The organism is Novacetimonas maltaceti, assembly GCF_002906255.1.
GTDB lineage: Bacteria > Pseudomonadota > Alphaproteobacteria > Acetobacterales > Acetobacteraceae > Novacetimonas > Novacetimonas maltaceti.
In genome coordinates, this window is record NZ_POTC01000068.1 from 1 (window position 1) to 11,963 (window position 11,963).

Sequence of the window (11,963 nt, forward strand, 5' to 3'; positions counted from 1 at the left end):
CGCCCGCCCTTCCCGCGCCAGTCGCAGCCGTGGCCCGGTCTTGCGGGGAAGATGGACCCGCGTCCCGACCATGGGGAAAAATCCTATCGCGGGTCGGGGCGGCTTGCGGGGCGCAGGGCGCTGATTACCGGGGGCGATTCGGGCATCGGGCGGGCGGCGGCCATTGCCTATGCGCGGGAGGGGGCGGATGTCGCCATCGCCTACCTGCCGCAGGAGGAGCCGGATGCGAAGGAGGTCATCGACCTGATCCGCGCCGCCGGGCGCAAGGCCGTCGCCATCCCCGGAGACCTGCGTGACGAACAGTATTGCAAGGACCTCGTGGCGAAGGCGCATGCGGAACTTGGCGGCCTCGACATCCTTGTCAGCAACGCGGGGCGGCAGGTGCACCAGGCGTCGATCGTCGATATCACCACCGAACAGTTTGACGAGACGTTCCGCACCAACATCTATGCCCTGTTCTTCCTGGCACGTGCGGCGGTGCCGCTGATGCCGCCGGGCGGTTCGATCATCGCCACCGCGTCGGTCAATGCCTTCAGCCCGTCGGAAATCCTGCTGGATTATTCCGCGACGAAGGGGGCGATCGTCGCACTGGTCAAATCGTTGGCCAAGCAGATGGTGCCCAGGGGAATCCGCGTCAACGCCGTCGCCCCCGGCCCGTTCTGGACCGCATTGCAGGTCAGCGGCGGGCAGACGCAGGACCATATCCACCAGTTCGGGGCCGAAACCCCCATGGGACGCGCGGGACAGCCCGCCGAACTGGCGCCGGTCTATGTGCTCCTTGCCTCGGCGGAGGCGAGCTACATCACCGGGCAGGTCTATGCCGCATCAGGCGGGACCGGCGTGGGCTGAGGAAAACGGATAAAAGTTTTTGGTGAAGCTTTTTTCAAAAAAGCTTCGAAGAACGCCGCATTTTTGAAGAAATTCGGCACCCGGAAACCTTTATGACCTGTCAGGTTGACTATTTCCCGGACCCTGTCGCCAAGGGGGCTTTTCCTTTGCCGCGCGGGCTGGCAAACAGGGGGCATGCGTTATGTCTTCATGATCTGTGCGATGCTGCTGGCGGCGTTCTTCTGCTACATGGTGCTCGACATGGCGATGCAGACGGGCAATGACGTCGCCAATTCGCACCCGTGGTAAGGGCCGCGCCCGTGCCGCTACACAAAAGTAACATTCCAGCCATCTTTTGATCACAGCCGCCCGCCACAGTCACGGCATCGACCCTTGATGGTGGGATATGGCGATGAACATGTACGCGGTGACGATGGTGCTGATGATGGGCACGGCGGCGGGACTCGGCCTGTGCCGCGTCCCTGCATGGCGGGGCTGGATGACGCGTGAACTTGCGGCGCTGGAACGCGGGCGGCCGCTGGACATCTGACGGGCGGCGGGACGGTTCGCGGGCGCATGTTTTGAGGTTGCGCGGGGCGTGTTTTTTGCATCTGATGACGCATGCCCGTCACGCGGCGTCCCGGTGACGGGGCGCGTGCGCAACATGCGGGTGCGAATGCGCCCATGACAGAGGAAACGCCAGATGTCCCGTCCCTCCATCCTGCCCATGCTGGGCCTTGGCTGTGCTGTCGCCATGGCCGCCATCGCCCCGGCGCAGGCCCGCAGCGTGCATGTCACGGGGCAGTTCGCCACCGAACATGGTGCGACCACCACGCCGGGTGGCGGGGTGACGGCATGGCTGAACCCCAGCACGAACCTTGTCACCTATACGATGAAATGGACGGGGCTGAGCGGCAAGGTCACGGCCATCCATTTCCACGGCCCGGCAGGCGCGGGGCAGGAGGCCGACGTGCTGGCCCCGGTGGGCGGGCCGTATGTGTCGCCGCTGCGCGGGGCGGTGCTGCTGTCGTCCGAACAGGCGCGCGCCCTGATGGCGGGGCAGGTCTATGTCAACCTGCACACCGACGCCTATCCCAACGGGGAGGCCCGCGCCCAGCTTTCCGCCCAGTCGCGGTGACGGTCGCGTGCATGTAGGGCGCGCGCGGGCGGTAGGGGGCATAATCCGCTTCGCGTTTCCTTAATTACATGTATGATATTTCAAATCCGCATGCCTCAGGCCGGATGACTCGTTTTGCGTGCCTGTTTCCGCCCCGGTGGCCCATCGACTGAAACGGTTGGGCGACATCGTGTGAAGAAGGAGTTTACGTTGCGTCTTGCATATGTCGCCGCCCTTTCGGCTGCTGTCGCCCTGCCTGTGTTTGCCGTCGCGCCCCTGCATGCCGCATATGCCGCCGATGCGCTTGGTGAACGCACGGGGGCCATCACCTTCACGATCTCCGCCGCCGACCTGGGCGCGGGCATGTCCTGGGGCAAGGGGGTGCTGACCTTCCAGGGGCATGATTACAATTTCGGGATCCGTGGCGGGTCCGGTGCCGCCATCGGCTTTTCAAAGATGCGTGCGCAGGGCACGGTCTTCAACCTCTATCGCGCGCAGGACCTGGAGGGGACGTACTGGTCCGTCCAGGGGGAGGCCACGATAGGCGCGGGCACCGGGGGCGCGGTCATGGAAAACAACAATGGCGTGCGCATCAAGTTCACGTCGCATACCTCTGGCGCGCGGCTGGCCTTCTCGGTGGAGCGGCTGACCATCAAGCTCAGGCCGTAAGCCTGCCATGGCATGTCCGCGCGCCTGCCTGCGCCTGCCGTGCGTGACGGACATGCGGCGATGCCATATCATCCGCGCCGGATATCCCCTGCTGTAACATGGTGATGGCGACGTGGCGCTGGCTCGACGTTTTCTTCCCTCGATTTCCCTCCTCTGTTCGTTCGAGGCCGCGGCCCGGCACCAGAACTTCACCACGGCGGCGACCGAACTGCACCTGACGCAAAGTGCGATCAGCCGCCATATCCGCGCGCTGGAGGGGCAGTTGGGCGCGGAGCTGTTCATCCGCGAACGCCAGACCGTGCGCCTGACGATGGCGGGGGAGACCTATGCCCGTGAAATCCGCGAGGCGCTGAAACATATCTCCACCGCGACCCTTGGCTTTCGCGCCAGCCCCAGCGGGGGCACCTTCAACCTTGCGGTGCTGCCCACCTTTGGCGCGCGGTGGATGGCCCCGCGCGTGCCTGCGTTTGGCGCGCTGCATCCCGATATCACCATCAACCTGTTCACCCGTCCCACCCCGTTCGAATTCGCGGCAGAGACGCTGGACGCCGCCATCCATTACGGCCTGCCAGACTGGCCGGGGACGGAGATGGACTTCCTGATGCACGAACAGGTCGTGCCGGTGTGCAGTCCCGACATGGCGGCGCGGTTTCGTTTCCATACCCCGGCGGACCTTCTGCGCGCGCCGCTGCTGCATCTGGTGTCACGGCCCGATGCGTGGGAACGCTGGTTTCATGCCCACCATGTCGATGCGTGCCAGATCCACGGGATGCTGTGCGACCAGTTCGCGACCATCACGCAGGCGGCGCGTGCGGGGGCGGGACTGGCGCTGCTGCCGCGTTTCCTGATTGCCGAAGAACTGGCCCGCGGCGACCTGCACGAAGTCGCCCCGCCCGCGCCACATATGGCGGAGGAAGCCTACTACCTCGTCTGGCCCGTCAACCGCGCACGTTACGCGCCGCTGGTGGCGTTTCGTGCATGGATCCGTAGTGTTGTCAGCGTGTGAAACACCCGGGCTCTGCCCGGACCCGGCAGGGAGCGCGCTCCCTGCACCCTGATTCGTTTAAAAGTCCTGGTTTCCAAAGGGCAATGCCCTTTGGTGGGGGTTCGGGGGCAATGCCCCTGAGGTAACGCAGCACGCCACACCCGGGCTCTGCCCGGACCCGGCAGGGAGCGTGCTCCCTGCACCCTGATTCGTTGAAAAGTTCTGGTTTCCAAAGGGTAATACCCTTTGGCGGGGTGCAGGGGCAGCGCCCCTGCGTAGTGTATCAGCCGACGTCGAATTTCACGCCCTGCGCCAGCGGCAGGGTGCGGCCGTAATTGATGGTGTTCGTCTGGCGGCGCATATAGCCGCGCCATGCGTCGGAGCCGGATTCGCGGCCACCGCCGGTTTCCTTTTCCCCACCGAACGCCCCGCCGATTTCCGCGCCGGAGGGACCGATATTGACGTTGGCGATACCGCAGTCGGACCCGGCGGCGGACAGGAACTGCTCCACTTCCAGCAGGTTGGTGCCGAAGATGGAGGAAGACAGGCCCTGCGGCACGTCGTTCTGCAGCGCGATGGCCTGATCCAGGTCGGTATATTTCAGCACATACAGGATCGGGGCGAAGGTTTCCTCCACCACCGGGCCAGTCTGCGCGGGCATTTCCACCAGCGCGGGACGGACATAGAACGACCCGGCGCCGTTGACGTCCACGCGCTCGCCACCATGAACGGCTCCACCGGCGGCCTTCGCGGCCTTCAGGCTGTCCTGCATCGCGGTGAACGCGGCCTCGTCAATCAGCGGGCCGACCAGCGCGTCGCTGCTGACGGGGCAACCGACGGAGATGTTGGCGTACACCTGCTTCAGCTTGCCCACCAGCGCGTCATACACGCTTTCATGCACGATCAGGCGACGCAGCGTGGTGCAGCGCTGTCCCGCCGTGCCCATCGCGCCGAACGCCACCGCGCGCAGCGTCAGGTCCAGATCCGCCGACGGCGTGACGATGGAGGCGTTGTTGCCGCCAAGTTCAAGGATGGAGCGGCCAAAGCGGCGCGCCACGCGTTCGCCCACGATCCGGCCCATGCGGGTGGACCCGGTGGCGGAAATGACCGGCACGCGTTTGTCATCGACCAGCTTCTGCCCGATCGCGCCATCGCCGATGATCAGCGCGGACAGGCCAGCCGGCGCGTCTGCGCCGAACTGGCGCACGGCCTCGTCAAACAGGGCGTGGGTGGCAAGGGCGGTCAGCGGGGTCTTTTCCGACGGCTTCCAGATGCACGGGTCGCCGCACACCAGCGCCAGCGCCGCGTTCCACGACCACACGGCCACGGGGAAGTTGAAGGCGGAGATGATGCCGACGACGCCCGCGGGATGCCACTGCTCGATCAGGCGGTGTTCGGGGCGTTCGGACTGGATCGTCAGGCCATAGAGCTGGCGCGACAGGCCAACGGCGAAGTCGCAGATGTCGATCATTTCCTGCACTTCGCCCAGCCCTTCGGACAGGACCTTGCCCGCCTCGAACGACACCAGGCGGCCCAGCGCCTCCTTGTTGTCACGCAGGACGTTGCCAAGGATGCGCACCAGTTCGCCACGGCGCGGCGCGGGCACCCTGCGCCATGCGACAAAGGCGTCGGCCGCGCGGGCGATCACGCCGTCAACGGCATCGGCGGAAATGGTGGGAACGCGCGCGATTTCCTCCCCCGTGATGGGGGTGCGCACGACCAGGTCGCCGCCGGTATAGGCATCACGCGCGACGCCCAGCTTTTCCAGAAGGGCATGTACGTCGGATACGATGGTCATATGTCTTCCTGTTCTTCAGTCCTGTGGGCGATTGGGCGGGGCCGCGTTACAGCCGTGCCGTGCCGGCGTGGGCAATGGCGGAGCCCACGTTATAGAAGGCCTCCCGCACGGGGCGGGTGCGCACCGGCTCCACCGGGCCCAGCGGCAGCGGCATGTCGGCAATGCCGATCGTGCCGCACACCAGTTCCGCCAGCACCCGGCCAAACACCGTGCCCGGGGAGATCCCGCGCCCGTTATAGCCGCTGATGGACACTACATGAGGGGCAAGCTGGTGGAAACGGGGAACCGCGTCGGTGGTCATGCCGATGCTGCCGTACCATTCGGTTTCAAAGGGTTCGTCCTTCAGCTGCGGATAGATCCGCGCCAGCGCCCGGCGCCCCCACGCATGGTGGATGTGCCGTCCCGCGCGGTCCAGCGCGCCGACGCTGCCGATGATCATCCGCCCGGCCTGGTCCAGCCGGAAGGATGTCAGGATTTCCTTTGTATCCCATGCCCCCTGCTTTTTGGGCAGGATCGTCTCCAGCAGGCGCGGCGGCAGGGGACGGGTGGCAAGGTTGAAATAGGGCAGGTGCACCAGTTCGGCGCGCAGTTCGGGCCACATGTTGGTGGTATAGGCATTGGTCGCCACGATCACCCAGCGCGCGCGCACCGACCCGCCGCCGCTGGTGCGCAGGTGCCACCACTCGCCCGCCTGCTGCGCGCCCGTGACACAGGTGCCGGTATGGATCTGCACGCCCGCATCCATCGCCGCGCGCGCCAGTCCGCGGGCATAGGCCAGCGGCTGGATCGTGCCCGCGCGTTCATCCAGCAGCGCCCCGGCATAGGCCGTGCTGCCGATATGGCGCGCGGCCTCGCCCGCGTCCATCAGGCGCACCGGCGCGCCCAGCGCCTGCCACTGGCGTTCGCGTTCGCGCAGGTTGTCCAGCCCCGACCGCCCCACCGCGCAATGCAGCGTGCCGGTGGGTTCGGCCTCGCACGCGATGTCGTGCTTCGCGATCAGGTCGAATACCTCGCGCGGGCCATTGCCCAGCAGGTCCAGCACGCGGCGGCCCATCGTCGCCCCCAGCGTCGTCAGCAGGTCTTCGGGCATGACCCACAGGCCCGCATTCACCAGCCCGACATTGCGCCCCGACCCGCCAAAGCCGATCTCCTTGGCCTCCAGGATCGCGACGCTGCGCGACTGCTGCGCAAGGTGCAGCCCCGCCGACATCCCGGTATAGCCGCTGCCGATGATGGCGACATCGACATCCACATGCCCCCGCAGCGCCGTGGTGGGCGGCGCGGGCGGGGCGGTTACTTCCCAAAGACCATGGCTGCGCGGATCGTTGTGCATGCACCTTTTCCTGTCACGTTCCCCTGCGAAAGGGGGGATATGTCGTGAGGAGGGTATTTTCGATCATCCCCGGTGCAAAACAATATTCGGAACTGGAGTCATTCCGATCCGGAATGACCTGCGCGTGGCGTCACTCCCCGCCGGGGGGCATCCGCTCCACCGGGGCGCGGCCCAGCGTGTTGGCGAGGAACACGCCCAGCATCACCACCAAGCCGCCCAGCAGGGTGCGCGGTTCGGGCACTTCATGCACCAGCGCGAAGGATTCCAGCAGCGTGACCGGCGGCAGCAGGTACAGCAGGCCCGCCGCACGCGCGACGCCCATCTGCCCCACCACCCACGTCCACGCCGCATAGCCGACAAAGGCGGGCAGCACCGCAAGCTGCACCACGCCAAGCATGTTGGGCGTGGACATGCGCGGCAGCGTCGCCAGCGCCTGCGGCAGCCATGGCAGCAGCACGAGGCCGCCGACGATCAGCACATAGGCCGTGGTCGCCATCGCGCCATAGGTCGGGATCAGGCGTTTCTGCAACGTGGTGTAAAGCGCGCTGCACAGCGCCGCGCCAAGGATGAGCGTCGTGCCCGACCCGAATGACAGGCCCCCCGGTTCGCCCCCCGCGATGGTGACGACGCCGGCGAAGCTGATGAGCGATCCGGCCCAGCCCCATGCCGTCAGCCGTTCGCCCATCACCGCCACGGCGATGATGGCGGCCATCAGGGGGGAGGAACTGATCAGCAGGCTCGACGCCCCGGCGGAGACACTGATTTCCCCGGTGTTGAACAGCACGTTGTACAGGCTGATGCCGATCCCCCCGCAGGCAAGGAAGCGCGGGATGTCGCGCACGCGCGGCAGGGGCGCGCGTTCATACAGCAGCCACCCTGCCGACAGCACGGCCGCCAGCGCATAGCGCAGCGCCGCCAGCGGCACGGGGCCGATATCGTGCATCACGACGCGGACGATGGGATAGGCGCTGCCCCATGACAGCAGCGCCACGGCGGCCCACAGGGCAACCAGTCGGGGATGGGCAGGGCGTGTGGTCATGGCGACATGGGATATGCCCGCGCATGGCGGCAGGCAACCGAATAAAAGTTCTTGGTGAAGCTTTTTTCAAAAAGCTTCGAAAGACGCCGCCTTTTTGGAAAAAGGCGGCACCCGGAAACTTTCATCCGTTGTCCGGGCTTACTTTTTCAGCGCATCCACCGCATCCAGCACCCGCGCGGAATAGACAAGGGCCGCGCCCGCGTTCATCGCCACGGCCACGCCCAGCGCCTCGGCAATTTCCTCCCGCGTGGCGCCGGCCTTCACCGCCTCGGCCGAATGGACGGTGATGCAGCCATCGCATCGCGTCGTCGCAGCCACCGCAAGGGCGATCAGTTCGCGCGTCTTCGCATCCAGGTGCCCGGTCTTCGCCCCGGCCTCGCCCGCCGCGACAACGGCCTCGACCGTGCCGGGCGACAGGGTGGCGACCTTGCCGAATCCCTTGGAAAGCTGGTCGCGATAGGTGTTCCAGTCCATCATCATGGTCATGTCTTCCTGTGGTGATCGGGTGGTCCCGCCTGCGTCCTGTCAGGCAGGAAATCGTGAAGCACGTCGTCGCAGGCCATGTCCGCCATGCCGTCCCCAAGGCCCCACGCCAGCAGGCTGGCCCCTTCCTGCAGCGAGACGAACCGGCGCGCCAGCACGGGCGCGGGCAGGTCGCCGCGCAGCGTGCCCGCCGCGATCCCGTCCGCCATCACAGCGCCAAGCCAGTCGAGGTGCAGGCGGAAAAACGCCGCCGTGTGGCGCTGCATCGCGGGTGGCAGGCTGTCGCGCTGCGCCGCAAGGGCCGCGCACAGCGGCAGCATGCCAGCACCGGCGCTGCTGGTGAAGAAACCGGCAAAGGCGCGCAGTCGGGCCGGGGCGTCGGGATGCGCGCGCTTCACCGTCGACAGCGCGGCGGTGAAACGGTGCAGGTAGTCCTCGATAACCGCGCATCCCAAAGCTTCCTTGGTGGGGAAATGATGGTGGACACTCGCCTTGCGGATGCCGGCCGTCCGCGCCAGATCCGCAAAGCTGAAGGCCGCGTAACCGCGTGTGCGGATCAGTTCCTCGGCCCGGTGCATCAGGATGCGGCGCGTACCGTGCTCCATGCAGGCAGCCTACCGACCCGAAGGTAGGGAGGGGAACTCACTTTCCCGTGGTCCTTGCCCCGGACCTGGCAGGGATCACGATCCCTGCGCCCTGATCCGTTTGGAAGTCATGGTTTCCAAAGGGCAATGCCCTTTGGTGGGGGTTCGGGGGCGAAGCCCCTGAAGGGCCGTGGCGCCCCATGCAATTTAGCGTTGATTATAAATGAGCACGGAAAGAAGGTTGCCATTCCCAACGATATTGGAACTTGCATCCAGCGTCCGGTCCAGGATCTTGTCGTAATTTCCAAGAACGATGCCATTCTGTCCCTTTGCGAACACGCGGTCGCCCAGGTCGTCGATATATCCAATAACCCTGTTGCTGGAATCTCTTACTAATTCTGTGGCCATTGTGCATGTGTTCCATGAATCATTGAGTATCCAGGACTCATAATGCAGATGCGCAATAAATAATAATGCTGAAACCCCATGCCTACCCCGCGTTTTTTAATACATGCTTCCATACATATGCACGAAACCTGCTGAAGCTGCGGTTTTCAGGGGGGAATACCCTTTGGCGGGGTTCAGGGGCAGTGCCCCTGACTGTCGAGCAGCGCCTCGACTTCCCCTGCCGTGGGGGCGGCCTGCGCCGCGCCGGGGCGTGTTGTCGCCAGCGCGCCGCAGGCGGCGGCATAGCGCACGGCCTGTCCCAGCGGCGCGCCGGAGGCCAGCATGCGTGCAAGGCCCGCGCCGAAACAGTCGCCCGCCGCCACGCTGTCCACCGCCGTCACGGCAAAGGGGGGAATGAACCCGTCCGTCCCGTCGCGGCGGGAATGAAAGACGCCACGCGCGCCCATCTTGATGATGGCGCACTCCACCCCGCGTTGGTGCAGGACGGCGGCGGCGGTGCGGGCGGTGGCGGCGTCGGTGGGCAGGATGCCGGTCAGGGCCTGCGTTTCGGTCTCGTTCGGGGTCAGGACGGTGGCCAGCGTGAACAGCGCGTCGGGCAGGCCATCGGGCGGGACGGGGGCGGGGTCGATGATGATGGTCATGTCCTGCGTGCGCGCCTGGTCACACAGGCGCACGACGATATCCGGCGGGATTTCCATCTGCATCATCACCACGCGCGCGCCGTCGAGCGCACGCGCCAGCGCGGGGACATCATCGGGGCGCAGCGCCATGTTCGCCCCGCCATGGACCAGGATCTGGTTTTCCCCCGCGTCATTGATGGTGATGAAGGCGCGTCCCGTCCCGTCGCCGCCCCCGGTCTGCACGAAGCGCAGTCCCACGCCCGCGTCGGTCATCGCGGCGCGCGCGACCTGCGCCAGCGCGTCGTCGCCCATCTGCCCCGCCAGTTCGACGGGCGCCCCCAGGCGTGCGAGGGCAACCGCCTGGTTCGCGCCCTTGCCGCCCAGTCCGGTCGTGGCGGTACGGACATGCAGCGTCTCCCCCGGATGGGGGAAACGCGACACGTGACAGACGAAATCGACATTGATGCTGCCGATGACGGCGATATGGCCGGTGGGGAGCGGGATCATGACGGGCCTCCTGCTGTGATCGGGGGAAAGGGGAACGCGCGCGTCATGACGTGGCGGGAATGTTCCCCACGTCGATGCACCAGCGCGCCCTGGACCGGGTGAAGATCTGGTGGCGTGGCGTCAGGCCCGGATCGGTGTGCAGCGCGGGCCCGCCGCGACGATCAGGTTGGCGGCAAAGGACGAACCGGTCGTCTTGCGGCACCGCGCGCAATGGCACGGCACGAAATCCAGCGGCGCGGCAGTGATGTCATGGGTCACGTCGCCACGCAGGCAGCTTCCGCTGATGATGTCCATGAACATGTGTCCTGCGAGGAGGTCGATGGAAGAATCAAGGTTTTTTTGGGTGCCGCCTTTCAAGGCCTTCTGGAAAAGGCTTCACCAGAAACTTCTGGATGGGGGCAAACGGCCCCTAACCTTTCCACAGGGGGCCGGGCATTTCGTCGTAATGGTCCACCAGCATGTCCAGCAGCAGCGCCAGCGCGCCCGCGACATGCGTCTGTTCCGTGCCGAAATGCTCGGCAATGGCGGGCATGGTCCGCCCCTCCACCATCAGCAGCACCAGCAGCCGCTCGCACCGCGTGCCGATGGCGGTGCGGATGTATTTGTAACGCTCGATCGCGCCCAGCCTGCTGTGCGACGGGCCTTCATGCGCGGGACGGCGCCTTGGGTCGCGCTCCATCTGCGGGTCGTTGTGGCCCATGAAGCCGATGGCATAGTCAATGGCCCAGAAATCGGCGGCCAGCGCGTGCGCATCCATGATCGCCCCGCTGCGCCGCAGCGCCGCAAGGGCGGGACGATGCTCATACACCGCGGTGGTGTCGGGCCGTTCGGGCGGCGGCACCGCAGACGGGTGGCAGGACGGAACGGCAGCCGACACGCAGGCATTCTCCACATTGGGGCAGGACCGGCGCACGGGGCCGGAAATGTTGATGCAACCCTATCATACCTTCGGCGCAGATGCGATGGCCTCGCGCATGTTGCGCGCAGGTCAGGGCGTGTGGCGCATCTGCTGGCGCAGGCGGGCCTCCTCGCGCTCGAAACGCGACCAGTCGCGGGCATAGGGATCATCGCCGGGGGTGCCCGGCATGGCGGCCGGCCGGTCCGTATTGTCGGGGGCGTCGCGGCCGGGGGTGGGCCGGTCCATCGCCTGCCGTGCGGCCACGCCCGCGCGGGCCTCGGCGGACCATGCCGCGCGGGCGCTGTCGTGGGCGGCGCGCATGTGGTCCATCGTGCCCTGCCATGCCTGCGCGCTGCTGGCGGCCTGCTGGTGCATGATGCCCGCCATGGGCGTGGACAGCGCGCCGGGCCATCCCGGATTGCCCCATGCCTGCGCGCGGGCGCCATCCCCCGTGGCGATGCAGCCCAGCAGCGCCATGGCCAGCATGGTCCCGGCCCGCCCGGCATGGCGGCGCGGCGTCAGCGTGCGATCCACTGCTGGCGCGCGGGGTTGCGCTGTTCCCAGCCCCGGCGCTGCAGTTCTGGCGTGTCGGAGGGGTCCTGCGGATAGCCCACGCACAGGTAGGCCACGAGTTCCCATCGCGGATCAATGTCGAGCATGGCGGTGACGCGCGCGGGGTCGATGATGGAGACCC

The 11,963-nt window shown here is 66.6% G+C and carries 15 protein-coding genes and 1 pseudogene; 5 read left to right on the top strand and 11 right to left on the bottom strand.

Annotation, left to right across the window (positions count from 1 at the left end):
• The 5 genes from KMAL_RS14805 to KMAL_RS14820 form a co-directional block, all read left to right on the top strand.
• A partial coding sequence (locus KMAL_RS14805; protein WP_110096327.1) for an SDR family oxidoreductase occupies positions 1–849 on the top strand: 849 nt, incomplete at its 5' end.
• Between the two features lie 391 nt (positions 850–1,240).
• On the top strand, positions 1,241–1,378 hold the full coding sequence (locus KMAL_RS17350) for a hypothetical protein (protein WP_167400078.1): 138 nt from the start codon (positions 1,241–1,243) through the stop codon (positions 1,376–1,378).
• Positions 1,379–1,531: 153 nt separating this feature from the next.
• Complete coding sequence (locus KMAL_RS14810) at positions 1,532–1,966, top strand: CHRD domain-containing protein (RefSeq protein WP_110096328.1); 435 nt, start codon at positions 1,532–1,534, stop codon at positions 1,964–1,966.
• A gap of 189 nt (positions 1,967–2,155) precedes the next feature.
• Positions 2,156–2,614, top strand: coding sequence for a hypothetical protein (locus KMAL_RS14815; protein WP_239020165.1), 459 nt, complete (start codon positions 2,156–2,158; stop codon positions 2,612–2,614).
• Positions 2,615–2,726: 112 nt separating this feature from the next.
• Positions 2,727–3,620 carry a LysR family transcriptional regulator gene (locus tag KMAL_RS14820; protein ID WP_110096329.1) on the top strand — a complete coding sequence of 298 codons (894 nt, stop codon included), beginning with the start codon at positions 2,727–2,729 and terminating at the stop codon, positions 3,618–3,620.
• Between the two features lie 262 nt (positions 3,621–3,882).
• Here KMAL_RS14820 and amaB read toward each other — a convergent pair whose 3' ends face one another.
• From amaB to KMAL_RS17700, 11 genes and pseudogenes are all read right to left on the bottom strand, one after another.
• A complete protein-coding gene (amaB, locus tag KMAL_RS14825; RefSeq protein ID WP_110096330.1) occupies positions 3,883–5,397 on the bottom strand; it encodes an L-piperidine-6-carboxylate dehydrogenase in 1,515 nt (504 codons plus the stop codon).
• Positions 5,398–5,443: 46 nt separating this feature from the next.
• Positions 5,444–6,730, bottom strand: coding sequence for an NAD(P)/FAD-dependent oxidoreductase (locus KMAL_RS14830; RefSeq protein WP_110096331.1), 1,287 nt, complete (start codon positions 6,728–6,730; stop codon positions 5,444–5,446).
• 130 nt (positions 6,731–6,860) lie between these two features.
• Entirely contained in the window at positions 6,861–7,769 is a 909-nt protein-coding gene (locus tag KMAL_RS14835) for a DMT family transporter (RefSeq protein ID WP_110096332.1), read from the bottom strand.
• Between the two features lie 138 nt (positions 7,770–7,907).
• The gene (locus tag KMAL_RS14840) at positions 7,908–8,246 is read right to left on the bottom strand and encodes a carboxymuconolactone decarboxylase family protein (RefSeq protein ID WP_110096337.1); all 339 of its coding nucleotides are present in this window, start codon (positions 8,244–8,246) and stop codon (positions 7,908–7,910) included.
• A gap of 5 nt (positions 8,247–8,251) precedes the next feature.
• Entirely contained in the window at positions 8,252–8,857 is a 606-nt protein-coding gene (locus KMAL_RS14845; RefSeq protein ID WP_110096333.1) for a TetR/AcrR family transcriptional regulator, read from the bottom strand.
• 186 nt (positions 8,858–9,043) lie between these two features.
• Positions 9,044–9,244: a hypothetical protein gene (locus KMAL_RS16995; RefSeq protein ID WP_146044233.1), complete on the bottom strand. Its 201-nt coding sequence runs from the start codon at positions 9,242–9,244 to the stop codon at positions 9,044–9,046.
• Between the two features lie 173 nt (positions 9,245–9,417).
• On the bottom strand, positions 9,418–10,371 hold the full coding sequence (locus tag KMAL_RS14850) for a ribokinase (RefSeq protein ID WP_180999848.1): 954 nt from the start codon (positions 10,369–10,371) through the stop codon (positions 9,418–9,420).
• A gap of 120 nt (positions 10,372–10,491) precedes the next feature.
• A complete protein-coding gene (locus tag KMAL_RS14855) occupies positions 10,492–10,665 on the bottom strand; it encodes a GFA family protein (RefSeq protein ID WP_239020166.1) in 174 nt (57 codons plus the stop codon).
• A gap of 115 nt (positions 10,666–10,780) precedes the next feature.
• A complete protein-coding gene (locus KMAL_RS14860; protein WP_146044234.1) occupies positions 10,781–11,248 on the bottom strand; it encodes a hypothetical protein in 468 nt (155 codons plus the stop codon).
• Between the two features lie 111 nt (positions 11,249–11,359).
• Positions 11,360–11,803 carry a hypothetical protein gene (locus KMAL_RS14865; RefSeq protein ID WP_110096335.1) on the bottom strand — a complete coding sequence of 148 codons (444 nt, stop codon included), beginning with the start codon at positions 11,801–11,803 and terminating at the stop codon, positions 11,360–11,362.
• Positions 11,788–11,963, bottom strand: a pseudogene (locus KMAL_RS17700) (5,6-dimethylbenzimidazole synthase); the annotation flags it as partial. The gene KMAL_RS14865 and the pseudogene KMAL_RS17700, both read right to left, overlap by 16 nt.

Excerpts from the sequence above, each read along its gene's own strand:
- KMAL_RS14845 (WP_110096333.1), bottom strand. The coding sequence starts at position 8,857 with ATGGAGCACGGTACGCGCCGCATCCTGATGCACCGGGCCGAGGAACTG.
- amaB (WP_110096330.1), bottom strand. The coding sequence starts at position 5,397 with ATGACCATCGTATCCGACGTACATGCCCTTCTGGAAAAGCTGGGCGTC.
- KMAL_RS14840 (WP_110096337.1), bottom strand. The coding sequence starts at position 8,246 with ATGATGGACTGGAACACCTATCGCGACCAGCTTTCCAAGGGATTCGGC.
- KMAL_RS14855 (WP_239020166.1), bottom strand. The coding sequence starts at position 10,665 with ATGGACATCATCAGCGGAAGCTGCCTGCGTGGCGACGTGACCCATGAC.
- KMAL_RS17350 (WP_167400078.1), top strand. The coding sequence starts at position 1,241 with ATGAACATGTACGCGGTGACGATGGTGCTGATGATGGGCACGGCGGCG.
- KMAL_RS14835 (WP_110096332.1), bottom strand. The coding sequence starts at position 7,769 with ATGACCACACGCCCTGCCCATCCCCGACTGGTTGCCCTGTGGGCCGCC.
- KMAL_RS16995 (WP_146044233.1), bottom strand. The coding sequence starts at position 9,244 with ATGGCCACAGAATTAGTAAGAGATTCCAGCAACAGGGTTATTGGATAT.
- KMAL_RS14830 (WP_110096331.1), bottom strand. The coding sequence starts at position 6,730 with ATGCACAACGATCCGCGCAGCCATGGTCTTTGGGAAGTAACCGCCCCG.
- KMAL_RS14810 (WP_110096328.1), top strand. The coding sequence starts at position 1,532 with ATGTCCCGTCCCTCCATCCTGCCCATGCTGGGCCTTGGCTGTGCTGTC.
- KMAL_RS14850 (WP_180999848.1), bottom strand. The coding sequence starts at position 10,371 with ATGATCCCGCTCCCCACCGGCCATATCGCCGTCATCGGCAGCATCAAT.